The sequence below is a fragment of the Oceanicoccus sp. KOV_DT_Chl genome (genome assembly GCF_900120175.1).
GTDB lineage: Bacteria > Pseudomonadota > Gammaproteobacteria > Pseudomonadales > Dasaniaceae > Oceanicoccus.
In genome coordinates, this window is record NZ_FQLF01000004.1 from 238,240 (window position 1) to 256,562 (window position 18,323).

The following is an 18,323-nucleotide window of genomic DNA, read 5'->3' on the forward strand; positions in this document are numbered from 1 at the left end:
GATGCCGAACATCACAATAGCACCGACACCGCGGTACAATTCTGTACCGGCACCGGTATTAATACCAGTGGGGCCAAACCGCAGATGGTGGTGATGGTCGACATGGCGATAGGGCGCAAACGCGCATCCACTGCTTCGCTTACGGCGTCCAGTGCGCTCATGCCGGATGCTTTTATATTTTCCACCGCACGATGCACAATCAAAATGGGGTTATTGACCACGGTGCCCATTAAAATCAAAAAACCTAGCATGGAAATCATATCAAAGGGTTGGCTGATGGCGGGCAGGCCCACCCATGGCAGGATTCCGCCAACAGCATTGATTAACCATAAGCCGACAATACCGCCAGCAATACCTAGCGGTATAGACGTCATAATCAATAGTGGGTAACCCCAGTGGTTAAATATAGCGACCAATAATAAATACACGATTAACACCGCGACTAAATAATTGCTTGTGAGTGCGCTGCGGGCAGCGTCAAGTTGGTCGGCTGCGCCAGAGATATTGGTTTGTACATTAAGCGGAATCTTGCCATTATCTTTTAAGTACTGCACCACATCCTGCTTGACCATTTCTACCCCGGTTTCCAGTGGAATGGAGCGTGGCGGAATAATATTCAAACTCACTGTGCGGCGACCGGCAACGCGCCTGATGGCACTGGTGTCGACAGTTTCGATAATGTCGGCGAGTGCTGCCAGTGGCAGTACTGCACCACTGGGTGTGTAAATAGGCATTTGATCCAGATTGTCCAGCGTGGCTTGCTGACCGGCATCACTGTATAAATAGATATCTATTTTATCGTCGGCCAAAAAAAACTCATCGACATAACTGCCGTCAGTCAATGCGGATATGGTAAAACCTAGCTGCTCGGCATTTAACCCCAACTCAGCAGCGCGATCCCAATGGGGACGTATTTCCACCATGGGTTGCGCCAGCGTCAGTGAATTAGGGCTGGTTTGAATGCGGGGATTTTCAAAAACCTCTTCGGCACGACGATAAGCGTTTAAGGCCACATCGTAGATTACCGCCAAGTCAGGACCCGCAATATCGAGATTAATGCTGCGGGTACCACCATCATTACTGGTAATAATCGAACCTCTGGCGGCAAATGCGCGCATGCCCGGATACGTTTTATATTTATTCGTTAGCGCATCCATCACGGCATCAATATCAGCGGCATCCAGGGGTTCGGCAATAATCCGTATCTGGTCAGGGGCTACCCGCATATTCATATATTTTAGAGCAGGAACCTGGGTTTCTCCGCGTTGAAATCGACTGGGATCATCACCGACAAAGGGTAAAAAATAGGCTTCAACTTCTTCAGAGATTGCCTGCATGGCTGCGAGGTTATAGCCCGGAGGCGCATTCATACTGGCAAAAACTTTTGGCTCTTCACCCTCGGGTAGATATTCGGCTGGTGGGGTGAGTGTGAACAACACCAGCAAGCTGGTGACACAAGTCACTGCTATACAAATGACTCGATTACGGTGGCTACCGATGATGCGGTTAACACTTTGCAGAGTGGCTTTATGCACGCGACTGCCAACGGTGTCAGCAGTCAATGTCGAAGCTTCTTTATTAAATTCAGGCGTGCTGCGGCAGTGGGTAGAACGGTTATCGCTACCAACATCGAGGTTAAAATTGCTGCAGAAATTGCAATCGCAATATCGGAATAGAGCTGTCCGACTTCCAGTTCAACAAAAGCGACAGGCAAGAAAACCAGCACCGTCGTTAACGTCGAAGCTAATACAGCGGGCCATACCTGGCGCACGCCTTCAATGGCAGCCTTGATGGCATTGGCGCCACGCCGACGGGCAAGCTCAATACTCTCAAGCACGACAATACTGTTATCGAGAGTCATCCCGATCGCAAAAGCAATACCGGCTAAAGAAATAACATTGATAGTACGCCCGGTCATTAACAAACCCAAAAACGCAGCGATAATACAAATAGGAATGCCGATAACACCGACAAGTGTGGCTTTGTAAGAACGTAAAAATAAAAACATCACCAATGTTGCCAGCATGGCGCCGAGTATCAGGTTTTGCCAGACGTTACTTATCGACTCTTCTACATAGCGGACATCGTCGGCAATCGGTGTGATTTTTAATCCGGCGGGTTCCAGCACCTCGCGGTTAATGGCTTCGATTTCAACCAGCATGGCACGCTTGATATCGATCACATTGGAGCCCGATTCTTTGCGAATAGCGATAAAAATATTGGGTCACCATTGTAGGTAGTGAAGTCGCGCTTTTCAGAATGGTCGAGTGTGACGTCTGCAATATCACTGAGGCGAATAATGGTATCGCCCCGGCGCACCAGTACCAAATGTTTCAGCTCGTCCAGTGTTTCAAAACGACCTATAGTGCGTAACAGGTATTGCCGCTTTCCGGATACAATTTCACCACCTGAACGATCAGTGTTGCGGCTGCGAATGGCCTGTCTAACATCGTCCAGAGTTAAGTTACGCTGCGCGAGCTGCGCAGGATTGATGAGTATTTGGATTTGTCGCTCGGCAGTGCCGTTGACATAGACTTCAGAAACACCGGCTACAGCAGACATACGTAACTTCACATTGTCTTCGACGAAATCCAGCATTAAATCCATATCCAGTTGTCGCGGATTGCCAGGCGCCGGCTGCAAGCTAAAAAACATAAACGCATTACTGGAAAAGGAATTAGCAAAAATCTGCGGCTCATCAACATTTTCAGGATAAGACTGAACTTGGCTCAGGGCATTATTGACCCGTATCAACATCTCGGTAATGTCGGTGCCAAAGGGAAACTCCAAGGCTATCTCGGCACGACCGCTACGAGCGGTAGCGACGATGCGAGACAAATTGGGGAGGTTGCGTAAATAATCTTCCTGCTCAATTAATATTTCTTTTTCAACATCCTGTGGTGTTGCACCTGGCCATATTGTGCGCACACTGATCGTGCGAACATCGAGATCAGGAATCATCTGCACGGGGATGCGCAAGGCCGCCACAATGCCTAATATTGAAATAATTAATACCGATACGGTGACTAAGGTGCCATGTTGAACGATTCGCTCAAACATACTACTGTCCTGATGAGTTGTGGTTAATGAGCATCACTTTTTGACCGTTTTGCAGCGCTTCATTACCACGTACAACGACCTGTTCTCCCAGCGTTAGGCCCTGCCGGATTTCAATGAATCCATCAAAGGCCACTCCAGTTTCCACCAGCCGTTCAACCGTAAACGACTCACCGTTGCGCTGCTCGATGGCCCAGATAATCACGCGGCCATCCCGGTGGCGCAGGAGAGCATCTTTGGGCACCACAATACCTTGCCGATCAGTGGGGACTTGTAATAGGGCGCTCACAGACATTCCGGGAATAATATTACCTGCGGTAGAATCCACTAGTACCCGCAATAAAAATGTACGTGCTGCCGGGTCTAGTACTGGCACAATAGCGCCAATTCGCCCCTGGTAAACCTTGTTAGGGTCGACATTTAGGTTAAAGCTGATAGCAGTATCCTGATTCAGCTTGGCTAGATAATTTTCAGCCACATAAAAATCAATGCGGGCATTCTCTGTGCCTACTAATTCAAAGACACCTGCACCAGGAGCCAGCCATTCCCCTTGCTCGGTGAGTTTTTGACTGACTACGCCAGCAAACGGAGCTTTTAGCTGGTGGCGATTAATTAATTCTTGTTGGTAGGCTTTATCGGCTACTGCCTGTTGCAATACCGCCTGGCTGGCGGCCACTTCTGCTTCCAGTTCGCGTACTGTGCTTTCTGCGATGCTCTTGTTGGGAATCAAAATCCGTGCTTCTTCAAGACGACGTTGGCTATCTTGTAGTGCGATACTGGCCTGACTCTTTTTCGCGATAACACTCTCCAATTGTAATTGTGCTAGTTTGGCATCAACTTCTAGCAATAAGTCGCCTGCTTGCACCTGGCTACCTTCTTCAGCATGTACCGCAGCCACCAGACCGCTGGTCGCGACAGACAGTGTCGCGGTCTGAGGGGAGGTTACTGTGCCGGTAAGTTGAACTGACTGAAAAATGTTGCGTTGCTGAGGCGCGACCACTTCGACGGGAGCGCCTTTGTCGGTAGCGTGGGCTAGTGTCATTATCAGGGGTGTGATTGCTAGGCTTAACAAAGAAATAACAACGCTTGTCCGTCGCGTCATAATGGGCTCCAATAACGTTACAAAATTGCATGCATGATAACAGTTGTTGCTACATTTTATAGCTCTGATCTAACTGCTTAATTATGTTTTACACTATTGAATTAAAAGTGAGCGTGCATGCAATGACTGGGTAGATAGCCCAAAACCTGAGCCATCAGCTTAGTTTGTATTTAGGGTAAAAAGTTTCATTGCAAAAGGATTATTATCGCTTGATCGGCGTTGTAAGATTGAGAATCTGTACATCGACGCACCAAAAACACTACGAACAAATAACGAGAGTTCTTTCTGCTAACGGTTTGTAGACACACCTTTCAACAAGCGCCCTAAAATATCGCTGCCGGTAATAATCTTTTTGGTGTTTCCCCACAGCAGAATAACATCATCACGGATAACGCCATCGTGCAGTTTACTGTCACTCTCATTAACTTTAAGCTGAAATATCAGGTCGCCCAAAGGGGAGAGAGGGTCTTTGGTGACAATAGGGCGGTGACAATAATCATAGGGATCACAGGGTTTGTCCTGGTTAAATATGGCGTCTCGCAAAAAACCATCAGCATCCAGCGCCAGCAAGGGTTTGTCATTATCATCTGTCAATATAACCCAGCTTTGTCCGGAAGCATCTACCGCATTCAAGAAGGGGTCATCGATAGTTCGTTTAAAGTCGGGTATCACCGGAAAATCGACCTTGCAGGGAAGGGCGATAATGCTGCCAGGCTCAATTACTTCCCCCTCATCACTTGCCGTTAAATCGTCGATGGCCAGAAAATTGATCGCACCGATACCTTCCAGGTGAGCAACCTCGGCTTCTTCAGCATCGATGTGGGCCATGATAATGGCCTTTAAATCCCGTTCCCGCAAATAATCAATCCCTTCCTGTCCCAGCCACTTATCCAAAATCCAGGCGCTAGGTTTCGCAACCGGATATAGCAGGAATTGGTAAAGCTTCAGCACCGGTGATAACAGCGAACCCATCACCATTGCATTGCGTGAAAAATACGCCTGCGGGAAAATCTCGCCCATAAATGTAATGACGATGGTGGAAAATAAAAAGGCAGTCACGCCAGCCATAACCGAGTTTGAGAGCAGAGTAAGCAAGACATTGATGCCAACATTCCCCCACAGGATGGTACACAATAAGAAATTGGAGTTTTCGCGCAGTTTCAGTATCCGTTTAGCTTCGTGAACACCGCGTTCGGCTTCAACTTCAAGCTGCATTCTACTGAGACTAAAAAACGCTAAATTTAGCCCGGAGAAAATGGCTGACTGAGTGATACAGAAGGCAATGCCAAACCAAATCATGTTATCCAAGTGAAAATTCCCAGTTGATTGTTAATAGATTACGAGGCGACGTGTATTTGAGCATAATGCGGGTGTTAGTACGAGCAATGACCGGTTGCGCTACAACGCTAATAAATACGCTATTCACCAGGGTTTAGCTGCAGTAATTTTTCTTGCAGCGTTTTTATCAGCAAGGGTTTGCTGAGAAAGTCATTCATACCCGCCTGCTCACAGCGAGCGCGCTCATCAGCTAGTGCGTGCGCCGTTAAAGCAATGACAAATATAGGTGCTCTGTGTTGCTGCTGCTCCCACTCTCTAATTGCCCTTGTTGCTTCCCAGCCATCAAGGACGGGCATTTCACAATCCATCAAGATAGCATCAAAGCGATCAGGTTGTTGTTGATAAGCTGCAAGCGCCTTGGCGCCATCACTAACACACTCGCAACTATGGCCTAATTTTTCCAACATCGCTTTTGCAATATATTGGTTGACGTTATTATCTTCCGCCAATAACAGTTTGAGAGGAGGGGTGGTGATATTATCTTTTTCATTCACAGTCAGTGAATCAATACTGTTATCACTAAATAATGCGGCATAGATGTGTTTCAGCCGAGCAGGTAAAACCGGTTTGGTTTCAATCGCCGCTATGCCGCTGCCTGCAAGAACGTCATCCGATGGCAGCGAAGACACGCCAGTCAGTAAAAGTATTTTAGCGTTTGGCGCAAGTTGTTGCGTAGTAATTTGTTTGGCGAGAGCGATACCGTCAATCTCTGGCATATGCCAATCTACACTTATTATGTGAAAATTAGAATCGGTGGAGAGCGCGGCAATAGCTGCTTTACTGTCTACAGCGGTTACTGCATGCATTCCCCAGCTTTCGCACAGTGCGTGCAGGGCGGCTAAAAAAGTGTCATTGTCATCCACTATCAGTATGTGCTTACCGGCTAAATTTTCTAATGGCATTGTGGAATCAGCTACTGGCAGTGGCTCTGGGGTAGGGGTTTTCTGTAATGGTATCTCAAACCAAAAAGTGGAGCCTGAACCTTTACCACTGACAACGCCGATGTCGCCATCCATTAAATTCACTAATTCTTTGCAAATCGCTAAGCCCAATCCAGTACCACCATGCTGGCGGGTAACTCTATTGTGCGCTTGGCTAAAGCGTTTAAATAAACGAAGTTGCTCATCACTCGTTAAACCTTCGCCGCTGTCAACCACTGCGAATCGGATGCGATTGTTTTCCGCAAGCGATATTTTTAGAACTATCTCACCCTCCATAGTAAACTTTAAGGCATTGGAAATAAGATTAACTAATATTTGTTGTAAGCGCGTAGGGTCACCATTGATAGTAGGGGGCAGCGCTGTATCACAATCACAAATCAATTCAATACCGCGCTGCTCCGCCAATACTTTAAAAATAGACAAGCTATCAACAGCCAGTTGTGCGGGGTCGAGCGGCAAGCTTTCCAAATTCATTTGCCCGCTTTCAATTTTGGCGTAATCGAGAATGTCATTCAGGATGGTTAGCAGTGCACTGCCCGCGGTATGGATTGTATTAAGATAGTTGCGCTGCCGCTCAGCCAGTGGTGTGTCTCTTAGCAGCTCAGTCATTCCAAGTACGGCGTTCATCGGTGTCCGTATTTCATGACTCATGCGTGCCATAAAAGCAGATTGCGCGGCTACCGCAGCATTCGCACTAAGCACCTGGTCGCGTGAATCGGTAACATAACGTGACATGCCCAGCATTAGTAAAATGCCATGCAATACCAAACAAGACTCAATCCAATAGAGAATGCTGGGGACCAGATGCAAAATTGTTAAAAAAAGATAGCCGACCAATCCAATGATTGGTAGCCAGGCCAGTCCAATATAATGACGGGCTTTTGGGTTAAATGCCGAATAAATTATAAGTGTCAAAATTATTAACATTGACGAAGTTTGTAATGCGATCCCTACGCTACTCATTATGGGGGGCGAAATAAATAGGTAGCAAAATAGATGACAGTATAAAATGTTAATAGACGAGCAATACGTGGAAAGGTTTTCCGCATTTCGAGTAAATCAATTAGTAAAAAAACCATTGCGCTGATTGCAGTACCCACTGCAATAGCTGCCAGGCGGTTGTTTTCATTAAATTCAGGCGAGATTAACCAGACGTTACCGCTGATCCAAAGCAGTAACAGGGTAAGCGCTACCAGATATATAAATGCGCAGAGGCTAACTACAGTGCGTAGCGCATGTAACAGCACTGCACTATAAACGATGATGCACAGCATAAAACCCAGGGCGATTAAAGAGGGCAGCTGAGTTAGTTCGTGATACCTCTGCCAGCTCGCTATGTCCGATACGCTCCAGTACTTGGGAAAATAACTACTGCGGCCAGTAGTACGAATCACTACATTGATACTGTCGCCAGTGCTCAGCGTGACAGGAAACACGAAGTTAGCGTTGGGAATGGCTCGACTTTCCCAGGGCCGCTCCGATCCAGTGATCCAGCGCTCTTGAACAATATTATTCTTGACGAGATAAAGATCCATCTCATCCATGCGTGCATAGTTATATGCCAGCATCAAAGTACGAATTCGGGAAGAAGCGTTCGTTATCGAGAATGCAAACCAGACATTGTTAGTGTTATAGCGTGGAGTATCCCAGAGCTCAGGCAACGGCTGCCAAGGCGCCATTGAAGCAACATCTAACTCTTGCCCTGGTTGATAAATGGGTGGCTCAGTGTCGTTTTGCCAATAAACTAATTCAGGTCGAACAGTGTCTGCAAGTGATGATTGGAGCTCAAGTGTCGGCAATGTCTCACGAGCAAAAGCAGCTGGCATGCTAAACAATAAAGCCAGCAATAAGCAGCGCACAGATAATAGAGCTAGCGTCATAATCATTCCGCAATTTGCAGCCAAGCAGTGCTCGGTGATAATCCCTAATCATGCATTGTCCAGCTTTGTATTATAAGTGTAGTCAAGAATGAGGGGTTAATATATAACGGTCTTGTTGCAACGCTGTAGAAGCTGTACCTGTTTTCTATGCGCATAATGTATATTATGTTAAATAGCGTTTGTTGCTAACACAGTCTCAAAATGACGAGCCTTAGTTAATTCAGTGAAATTTTGCTGTAACCAACGGATGAACTGTTCCGTCTCTTATTGCAGTAGCAACTGCTCAAGCAGCAGCATATCTGTAACTGAGGCTTTACCGTCGTGATTAATATCGCATTCCAATGACTCAATTTGAATTAGTTCCAATAACTGACGGGACAAAATTAAAAGATCGCCAACACTTGGCCCAAAAAGGCTATCAATATCGCAATCCTCAACCTTAAGAGGGTTATGCCCACTGGCTATCTCTTCACCATCAGAGAAAGAGTCGCCATCAGTATCGAGCTGCCAAGGATCAGTACCATAAGTCTGCTCTTGGAAGTTTGTCAGGCCATCCAGGTCTGGGTCATTGTTTCTTTCAACCCCCTGTAGAGGATTAAAATTATTATCTAATTCAAAGCCATCAAAAAGCCCGTCACCATCACTATCATCACTGATCGGTACCAAGTTTAAGTTCTGTTCCTGGTAATTGCTTAAGCCATCATTATCGCTATCGAGGTCTTCCTCTCCAGCTTGTAATGGATTAAATCCGTAAGCGACTTCAAAGCCATCAAGCAGGCCATCTTCATCGGAATCTGTAACCCACGGGGAAGAACCTGTGTTGCTCGGGTCAATATATTCACCGGTATTGGATTCGGCAAAATCAATAAGCCCATCATTATCCCAATCAATATCGACAACATAGGCAGCTCCCGAGTCAATACCCAGATCTGACTCTTGCCAAGATCCGATGGCTAGCCTATTACTATCTACGGACATATAAGCACACTTAATTTCATCCCCATCGCCAGGATTTATTCTTTGCTGCTCATGCCAAGAATTAGAGGATTCGGTAAATATATAAACAGTACAATCACTACTTTTTATAAATGCTGTATTTCCGCTTACACCAAGCCGCGAACCAAATTGATCGCTAACCTGATAATCTGAAGGCAACAAACTTGCCTGTTGAGTCCAAGCTCCCCCTACTCTCTGGAAAACATAAACATAACGTGAACCACTACCAGCAATCAAAGCAGTGTTGTAGTCAATCGCTAATTGCTGACCGATATAACTACTGCTATGTATATCATCAGGTATCAATATTGCCTGCTCTGACCATTCATTACCCTGACGAACAAACACATAAGCTGCGCCGCTCCTGATTGCTCTTTTTGGAGCACCGATCAGGGCGATACCGTCATTAAGAGCTACCGAGGATCCGAATTCCCCTTCACGACTATAATCACTCGCCATTAATTTTGCTTGCTCGGTCCAGATGGTGCCTGTTCTAGTAAATACATAAGCAGCACCACCATTGTAAGCAGCCTCATCTTCCAGATAGGCACCAATTAAAATGGTATCTCCTTTAATTGCCACACTCGCGCCAAAACGATCTGAGCCCTGAGCGTCACTTGCAAACAGTTTTGCCTGTTGAACCCATATACTGCCATTGCGCACAAATACATAGGCAGCACCTGCACCTGAGGCAATAGTACCGTCACCACTATGCCCTATCACGGCAGTGGCCCCTGAAACAGCCAACACTGAGCCAAAGCCCCCAGCCGTTACCGCATCATTGGCAAAAAATTTATCCTCTAACGACCATTTGCCATCCACTAAACGGTAAGCATAGATAGCCCCTGCTTTACTACCAGCATCATCACCATGTGCACCAACCAGCATCGTGTCACCATCGAGCGCAACTCGACTGTAGTAGTCATAAGCCTCACCTGGCTCTGGCAGCAATTTTTGGAATGGGTTATCAGCATCGTCTAAAGGAGAGGTACCGGCCTGGACCTCTAAACCATCGGTAAAACCATCAAAATCGGTATCCCGGTTTTGCGGGTCGGTCCCCTGATTATTGCTAGCGATATAATTCCAGGTTTTGGTCTCTACGTTATCCGGCAAACCATCAAAGTCTGTATCCGGAAGATGTGGGTTTGATTTGCGAGCCTGCTCCTCCAGATTATTCAAACTATCCTGATCATTATCTAGTTGCGCATCGCCTACATAAAAGGGATTAAGGCCATTGGATATTTCAAATCCATCGAACAGCCCGTCGTCATCCGTATCCTTAAGCAAAGGATTAGTACCGGCTACAACCTCCTCTCCATCTGAAAGCCCATCATCGTCGGTATCAAAATTCTGAGCTTCAGTGCCAATATTTATTTCTGTTACATCATCTAGCCCGTCACCATCCGAATCTGCTAGTAATGGGTTTGTGCCATTTAACTGCTCTTCAATATTAGTTAGGCCATCGCTATCCGGGTCCAGCTCTGCCTCCACGGCAAACAAAGGATTGAAGCCATAATTCAGTTCAAAGCCATCTAGCAATCCGTCACTATCCATATCCTCAACTAGTGGGTTGGTACCACTATCATCACCCGAAATATAATCACCGGTATTAGTTTCGACGATATCTAACAAACCATCATTATCAGCATCCAGATAAAACACATACATTGAGCCTGCCGAATTACCCGCATCATCATCACCAGAGGCACTGACAGCCAGCACTCCATTAGTTATTGCCACATTCCCACCAAAATAATCATAACTGGATTGATCAAATGCAGGCAGCTTATGAAGCTCGGTCCAGGAGCCGTCATTCAAAGTGAATAGATAAACCGCACCGACATTATTTTCTCCTTGTTGGCTAGCTCCCACTGCCAAATTTCTCCCTTGCAAACTGACGCTTTTGCCAAAGCTATCACCTGGTAATGCATCCGATGCCTCGAGTTTTTGGATGTACTGCCAAGAGCCAGCATTACGCGAATAAATATATACAGCACCGCGTCGCGTATAGTCGTCCTCCTTATACTTTGCAGGGACGCCTACAGCCAGCACATTGTTCTCTATTGCCAGGCTGGAACCAAAACCATCATCAGAGCGAGCATCATAAGCAATCAACTTTGCCTGCTGCTTCCAATGACCATGCTGCTGAGCAAAAATATAAACAGCACCAGCTCCGTTATAAACTTGCGCTGGAGTAGCGCCTTCATAATCATTGTAGTTAGTAGAGGCTGCCCCAACTACAATTGTTGAATTGTGGATAGCAACAACCTGACCAAAGTTTCCACTATATTCTGCATCAGAGGCTAACAGCTTTGTCTGCATCGACCAGCTGTTGCCATCCCTAGCAAAAACATAAACAGCTCCCGCCGAGGCATAACGATCATCCGCACCATAAGCACCAACAACAATTCGGTCGTCATCGATTGCAACGCTGTAACCAAAAAAGTCCCACTCTTCGCCATCAGGGGCAAACAACTTCTGTTGTTCAGACCACACGCCATCAACTTCAGTAAAAACATAGGCGACCCCAACTGCAAGCCCGTCAACCTCCCCCTCTCTTGCCCCAACTACCAGCGTGCTTCCATCTATAGAAACACTGTAGCCAAACTCATCATCCCTATCGGCGTCACTCGCCGTCAGTTTTTGTGATTCAATCCATTTTCCTTGCTGATCACGCCTGAAAATATAAACAGCGCCTCCGTTATAAGCTGCATCATCATCTTCAGCGACACCTATAACAAGAGTGTTTTCATCAGCTGCCATTTTGCTACCAAAGCCGGTATTAGAAACCCCGTCGCCAGGTCTTATTTTATCAAGAGGGGCAGAGAGAATATTTAAAGGGTCCGTTGCAATCGCCACTTCCACATTATCATTGAATCCATCCCCGTCGGTATCGTTGGCATTTGGGTTTGTGCCTAATGCCTGCTCTTGCAAATCTGAAAGTTTGTCACCGTCAGTATCCATATCAACCAGCCCTGAAACCAGAGGATCAAAGCCATGCTGTGTTTCAAAACCATCCAATAAACCATCACCATCGGTATCCTGAAGTAATGGATCAGAACCTGTATTACCTTGATCAACATAAACACCCGTAGCTGTTTCAACGCCATCAGATAGTCCGTCGTTATCAGTATCTGGATCAATCGGATTTGTTCCTAGGCTCAATTCGGAGTCATCGCTTACCCCATCCATGTCCGAATCAGTTAGCATGGGGCTGGTTCCCAAACCCTGCTCTTGGTAATTGTTCAAACCATCGCCATCAGCATCCAGCAATTCTTCACCGGCAGCCAGAGGATCAAACCCAGCAAGCACTTCAAACCCGTCTAACAGTCCATCACTATCTGAATCATTTACGTGCGGGTTAGTGCCTGTATTTTCCTTGCTAATAAAGGTGCCGGTATGCGTTTCAACCCCGTCTGCTAAACCATCATTATCGGTATCTGCCAGCAGAGGGTTGGTTCCTGTTGCATTCGAATTGCTATAAAGGCCATCATTGGTCTCTTGTCCATCCAGCAATCCATCATAGTCCGAGTCGTCGTTTAAAGGGTCCGTGCCAATACTAAGTTCAACATTATCTGCAAGACCATCGCTGTCTGAATCAGCAGCTAAAGGGCTAGTCCCCAGCGTCTGTTCCTGCAAGTTAGACAATGTATCTACATCACCATCGAGATTTTCCTCGCCAGATTGTAAGGGGTCAAAACCAAATGAGGCTTCAAATCCATCGAGCAGGCCGTCGTCATCAGTATCGGGTTTTATCGGGCTGGTACCGTGATCATTAAAGTTTAGATACATACCGGTGTTGGTTTCAACATGGTCAAGGAGCCCGTCATCATCATGATCAATATTAAGAAAGTAAGCTCCGCCGGCAGCATCTTCTAGCGGAGCATTTTTGAAGGGAGCACCAACAACAACAATGTTGTTAGATATTGCTACGGATTGTCCGAAATCATCGAGGCTGTCACCGTCTACAGGTGATAATTGAAGCTGCTGTACCCAAGTATTTCCATTACGGACATAAACCGTAATTGAACGAGGAGTAATAGCACCTCCTGTCGCGCCAGCGACAATTCTATCGCCATCAATCGCTACAGAAGCCCCAAGCTCTATGGAAGTCTCTGTGCTTCCCATTTTAGCGCGCTGAATCCAGTTGTTGCTGGCGCCCTCTGTAAATATATAAACAGAACCAGAATTACTGGAAGGGTGATCATCTCGATAAGAACCGACAACGAGAGTGCCATTATCATAGGCTAGGCTCTTACCAAAATAATCAGAATATTGAGTATCTGAAGGAGCTAACTTATGCGATTGGATCCACTCCCCATCATGCTCAGCAAAAATATATACCGCACTATATAAAGTGCTAGATGTGGAGGTACCTACAAATAGAATTGATTCGCCAACTGCTACGCTATGCCCAAACTTGGCTGCATGGTATGGATCTCCGGCATGAAGCTTGGCGCTTTCTGTCCATTCCTCTCCTTCCCTGTTAAAAATATAAACAGCCCCACCGATACTGTCTCTGTCAGCACCAATAACTATCAAATCACCGGATATTGTAACGCTTGCACCAAAATCATTATCTACCCCATCACTGGAGATCAATTTTGCTTGCTGTTTCCAATCATCATTCTCACGTACAAATACAAACGCTGAACCATCGTCTTTATTCGGTACACCTACTACAATCGTATCGCCATCAATGGCAATAGCATCCCCAAATCTTGCATCACCCATGTCGTAAACAAACAGCTCTGCCTGTTTAACAAGCTCACCAAATATCAGTTCATAGACATAAATTGCGCCGGCATTTATTCCGCCGGAATTATCGCCATTAGCTGCAACTACAACGGTAGTACCATCTACGGCGACACTGGCACCAAAAAAATCCCTTGATTCAAGATCAGCATTTGAAATGTTACGTAGCGGGCTATCAAGGCTCGATACTGGAGAGTAACCTAACGACACCTCAAGTTCGTCGGAAAAGCCATCGCTATCAGTATCAACAGCGAAAGCATATCCGCAAATGACATAGAAGAAAGAAACTAACAGGATTCTAGACATACCTACCAACCACTCCATTTTATTATTGTAGAAAGCAGAGTGATTTTCAGTGAACAGAAAAAATCACCACAATCTATCGGTAGTTATAACGGCCAATACTATAGAAATAGAGATTTAAATAAAGTTAAATAATGCCTTTCTATATAAATTATTATAAATAAATCATGAAGTTAGTCATCAATCGATGAGCCACCCTGAATCCACATAATTATAGGAATTAACTGGGAAAGCAATGGCTCTGAACCCTTTAATTTTACTGACTATTGGTGCAAATAGTGGTTTTGGCATATAAAAGCACAGAGAGTAATGACACCTTTCTGAAAACGGCTTACAAGCCCTATTGAACGCTAATAAGTAAACATTTCCCCGTGTAGATAGTTTTAAATCCACTCATTCAAAAAAACGATAGAAACATAACGAGCCGTTTTTCCTACCGCAACAAGCACGATAAACAGCCATAACCGGACTCGCATAATGCCAGCAACTACGGTGAGTGCATCGCCACCTATTGGCAACCAGGCTAACAATAGCGTCCAGAAGCCATAACGATTAAACCAATGTTGAGCTTTTACGACCTGATCGGGCTTGAAGTAGAACCAACGTCTATGTTGAAAGTGCAGGATAAAGCGCCCCAGATACCAGTTAACAACGGCGCCTAATGTGTTGCCAACACTGGCAACTAACACTAATGCCACCGGTTCATACTCAGCTCTTAACAGCGCAAAAAGCACCACTTCTGAATAAAAAGGCAATATCGTTGCTGCAAGAAATGCACTAAAAAACAGGACAAGATAAGAAGTCAGCATTTTATTGTTTAACCAGCCAACGAAATAATGCCATCTGTGCAGGTAGATAAAATAAATATTCCGGATGCCATTGAACACCAATGACAGGGCGATCTTGTGATGATTGCATTGCTTGGACTATGCCGTCGAGGTCTCGCCCTACTACCCTCAAGCTCTCGGCATGTTCGGCTACTGCCTGGCTATGCAAGCTATTCACCCGCAGTTTATTTTTACCGCAGATTTTTGCCAATAGACAATTTGGTTCAAGCTTAACCTGTTTTGTGGGTAGTAAGCCTGGCCGATTATAGGTGAGCTTGCGCAGCAAACGAATATCCTGGTGAAGTGTGCCACCCATAACGACATTGATGAGTTGTGCTCCACGGCAAATACCTAACAGGGGGATATTCTGATCCAATGCTTTTTTAATCCAGCGAATTTCCAATAGATCCCGATCCGGGTCTGACTTCACCGTGGGGGCCATTTCAAGACCATAATGGATGGGCGAAATATCGTCACCACCACCAATAATTAAAGCGCTTATATCTTCAGTTTCAGGGTGGTGCTTTAAGCTGATTCTCACCGCTTTTGCTCCTGACAAAAACAAAGCAACGCGGGTACAAATCCAGCTGGGAGACAGTCTGCGACTGTTTCCCGTTACACCCACCCGTGGTCTTTCAGCCATGCATCCACTCTCTCGACCCATAAATTACGATCTACACCTAATATTATTCGCTCCGAATTCACAAACAGCTGGCACAGTTCATTGAGCGCTTCACCACTATTGGCAACCTCCTCCACCACCGCCCATAGATTCCAGGGTTGAGCCAGGCTCCAGTTGTCCTTATCAATTTCGCAATTTGGCAGGCGATAATGAAAGGTGGGGCGAGCTTTAATCCTTGGATCATCAATAACATTTTTAACTCGATCAGAATCGATCTCGGCAAACATCGGCAGCATGTCCAAGGCACGATTTCGGGTAGGATTTGCTTGTAGATAGCTATCAATAATATTGTCGATAGAAGGCGCTTTTGCCGCTGCTACCTCAAGCAGATAGGCATCGGGATATAGATCTATATAGGGTGTCAGTCGACGAGAGATATTTACGTCATGGGCTTGAACCAGCCACCATTGCAACATTGCAAAGGCTTTAATGTAAGCATTGATGTGGTGAGCATCGAGGCTCGCAATTTCGGCATTGATGTGAACGCCAAATGCAGCGACAAGGGAATTATCAGTACCCTGTGCACCCGCCTGTCGCAAACCTTGCACTAAAGGTTCAAGTATGCTGAGTTGGTTGATGTCGATGGGGGCAAACAACCTCAATGGGCACCAGCAATGTTGCGGCTTTACTCAACAAGTCCAGATGCGGTTTAGTATCGGCATGCAGTCTTGCTTCACGTTTAAGATAACTCCAATCAACCTCTACTTTAAACTCACCGTAACGACTACTAATCAATGTTTCTGCAACTGTCTGCGTTTTCACCGTGCCAGAAACGGCAGACAGTATCACCTCTACCGACTGCTCGAGATTAAGGCCGGTAAATTCCAGCTCAAAGCCTACACGACGGAGTTTGCCTTTAGCGGTGTTTAAGGTTGCGGGCTGTTTGTATTGAATAGTAATGACCGTATTTCCGATTGATGTCGCTAGTCTAACAAAAAATTATGGGTAAATCTTATGGGCTTGGATAAGAGAGTCGCTTGGGTGGATGTGATTAATAATTTTTGAGAACGCTACTCAAATACAATAATCTGTAAACTAAAAATGTAGCTTTATATCTTGGGCTGCGCTAAAAACCTAGCCCATGAAGACCATGATTGAATCAGGAGCCTGCAATGCGCTCCATGCCGATATGGTTGTGCGGTTTGGCTGATGGTATTGACCACAGTGACTTTGGCTAAGAAAATCAGTCCGGTCAATTTTGTGATCACCAATGCCCAATGCGAAATTAAAGAGGGCGCCCTTTTAATTAAGGCTACTTGTCACAATCCACGAGACAATTCGCATCAGTTGCTGCATTAACAACTTCTTGAGTTGCTCCAGGGGACCAAGTCGGTTGACACCCAGCGATAACGCCTGAGATTCGATAGGCACGACACTCTGCCTCGTACGCTGCCATACAATCGTTCACCTCGGCTGACAATTCGGAGCGAGTTTTCAAACCGAAAGTATCAATGCCTCCGCATTCACTGGGATTGGGTTTGTTGGTGTCAACGGCATTACAGACTGACTTTTCCAGACAAACCTGTTTGGCTGCGTGGTCCTCTTTAATACAGTCGGGTACTGTTACAGGACAAGCACTAGTGCTTTGAACTGTCTGTCCGTTTACGACCTCTGGGAAGGTTCGCTCGCACTTGACTGACCCGCCTAAAACGTTCTTGTAGCGGTGGGCTGTACAATTCAGAAATTTGTAGGAAGTCGGACTGAAATCGTCTTTTTCCATACGCTGCTCACCGCCATCATCCGCTCGCTTCTCTCCGCACGCAGTAATTAGCAACAACATTAGTAATGAGACCACAATGTATTGCATCTTCTTATCTCCTATAGTCGCCATGGTGAGACCTCCACTCAATTCATTTTTAACGGGTGAAATAAAGCTTAGTATAGGAGGCAAAAAATGATAGGTGCGACAGAATAGACAGTACGCAAGAGCAACACGGGGCGTTTATAAATTGGTCTATTGACTTAAGCATTACTCAGGTCAGCCTACCCACAAGCTAATTATTTAAATTGGTAGAATGCTGTGCCCCAATTAATATTATGCCTTAACTTTAATTAGTATCTTATTGATAATAAAACATAAAACCTGATGAATTTATCATGATGTTTATAGCCTCAACTGGCCTGCAACGCTGTCTTGTAATAAAGGGGGCGGAGGGATTTTTTTATCAGAAATTAAAGGGGTCAGAGCCCTTTAATTAGTCAACTGGGCCAGTTCCTCTGCGGTCCGTAGCTTATTTTTATGTGTTTTCACCTGATTGAGCGCATTTATTAGCGCTTCAGCAACGGCAGAGGCAGGATTCTGTCCGGTAATAATTAAACCGTCTACAATAGCGCAATTAAAGGAGTCAGCAATTAAAGGCAATTAAAGGAGTCAGAGCCCTTTAATTCAAGCCCTCTATTGCAGAGACGTTCGCTATCCACGAGTGTTCCATCATTATCAAA

The 18,323-nt window shown here is 45.7% G+C and carries 8 protein-coding genes and 2 pseudogenes; all 10 read right to left on the reverse strand.

All coding sequences use genetic code 11. The features are described 5' to 3' along the window. Nucleotides 1-11: 11 nt before the first annotated feature. Complete coding sequence (locus UNITIG_RS25155) at nt 12-1,562, reverse strand: efflux RND transporter permease subunit (RefSeq protein ID WP_200821339.1); 1,551 nt, start codon at nt 1,560-1,562, stop codon at nt 12-14. Continuing rightward, a pseudogene (locus UNITIG_RS25710) lies at nt 1,559-3,060 on the reverse strand (efflux RND transporter permease subunit). The gene UNITIG_RS25155 and the pseudogene UNITIG_RS25710 overlap by 4 nt, the downstream one beginning before the upstream one ends. 1 nt (nt 3,061) lies before the next feature. Beyond that, nucleotides 3,062-4,159, reverse strand: a complete 1,098-nt coding sequence (locus UNITIG_RS16605; protein ID WP_101759501.1) for an efflux RND transporter periplasmic adaptor subunit — start codon at nt 4,157-4,159, stop codon at nt 3,062-3,064. Between the two features lie 288 nt (nt 4,160-4,447). After that, nucleotides 4,448-5,458 carry a DUF21 domain-containing protein gene (locus tag UNITIG_RS16610; RefSeq protein WP_101759502.1) on the reverse strand — a complete coding sequence of 337 codons (1,011 nt, stop codon included), beginning with the start codon at nt 5,456-5,458 and terminating at the stop codon, nt 4,448-4,450. 119 nt (nt 5,459-5,577) lie between these two features. Then, complete coding sequence (locus UNITIG_RS16615; RefSeq protein WP_159931182.1) at nt 5,578-7,353, reverse strand: response regulator; 1,776 nt, start codon at nt 7,351-7,353, stop codon at nt 5,578-5,580. Nucleotides 7,354-7,400: 47 nt separating this feature from the next. Further along, nucleotides 7,401-8,318, reverse strand: coding sequence for a 7TM-DISM domain-containing protein (locus UNITIG_RS16620; protein ID WP_159931183.1), 918 nt, complete (start codon nt 8,316-8,318; stop codon nt 7,401-7,403). Between the two features lie 264 nt (nt 8,319-8,582). Then, on the reverse strand, nt 8,583-14,375 hold the full coding sequence (locus UNITIG_RS16625; RefSeq protein WP_159931184.1) for a hypothetical protein: 5,793 nt from the start codon (nt 14,373-14,375) through the stop codon (nt 8,583-8,585). A gap of 380 nt (nt 14,376-14,755) precedes the next feature. Then, on the reverse strand, nt 14,756-15,181 hold the full coding sequence (locus tag UNITIG_RS16630; protein ID WP_101759506.1) for a YqaA family protein: 426 nt from the start codon (nt 15,179-15,181) through the stop codon (nt 14,756-14,758). A gap of 1 nt (nt 15,182) precedes the next feature. After that, nucleotides 15,183-15,842, reverse strand: a complete 660-nt coding sequence (locus tag UNITIG_RS16635) for a gamma-glutamyl-gamma-aminobutyrate hydrolase family protein (protein ID WP_101759507.1) — start codon at nt 15,840-15,842, stop codon at nt 15,183-15,185. Next, a pseudogene (locus UNITIG_RS16640) lies at nt 15,815-16,670 on the reverse strand (amidoligase family protein). Before UNITIG_RS16640 ends, UNITIG_RS16635 begins: the two are co-directional and overlap by 28 nt. Nucleotides 16,671-18,323: the final 1,653 nt, after the last annotated feature.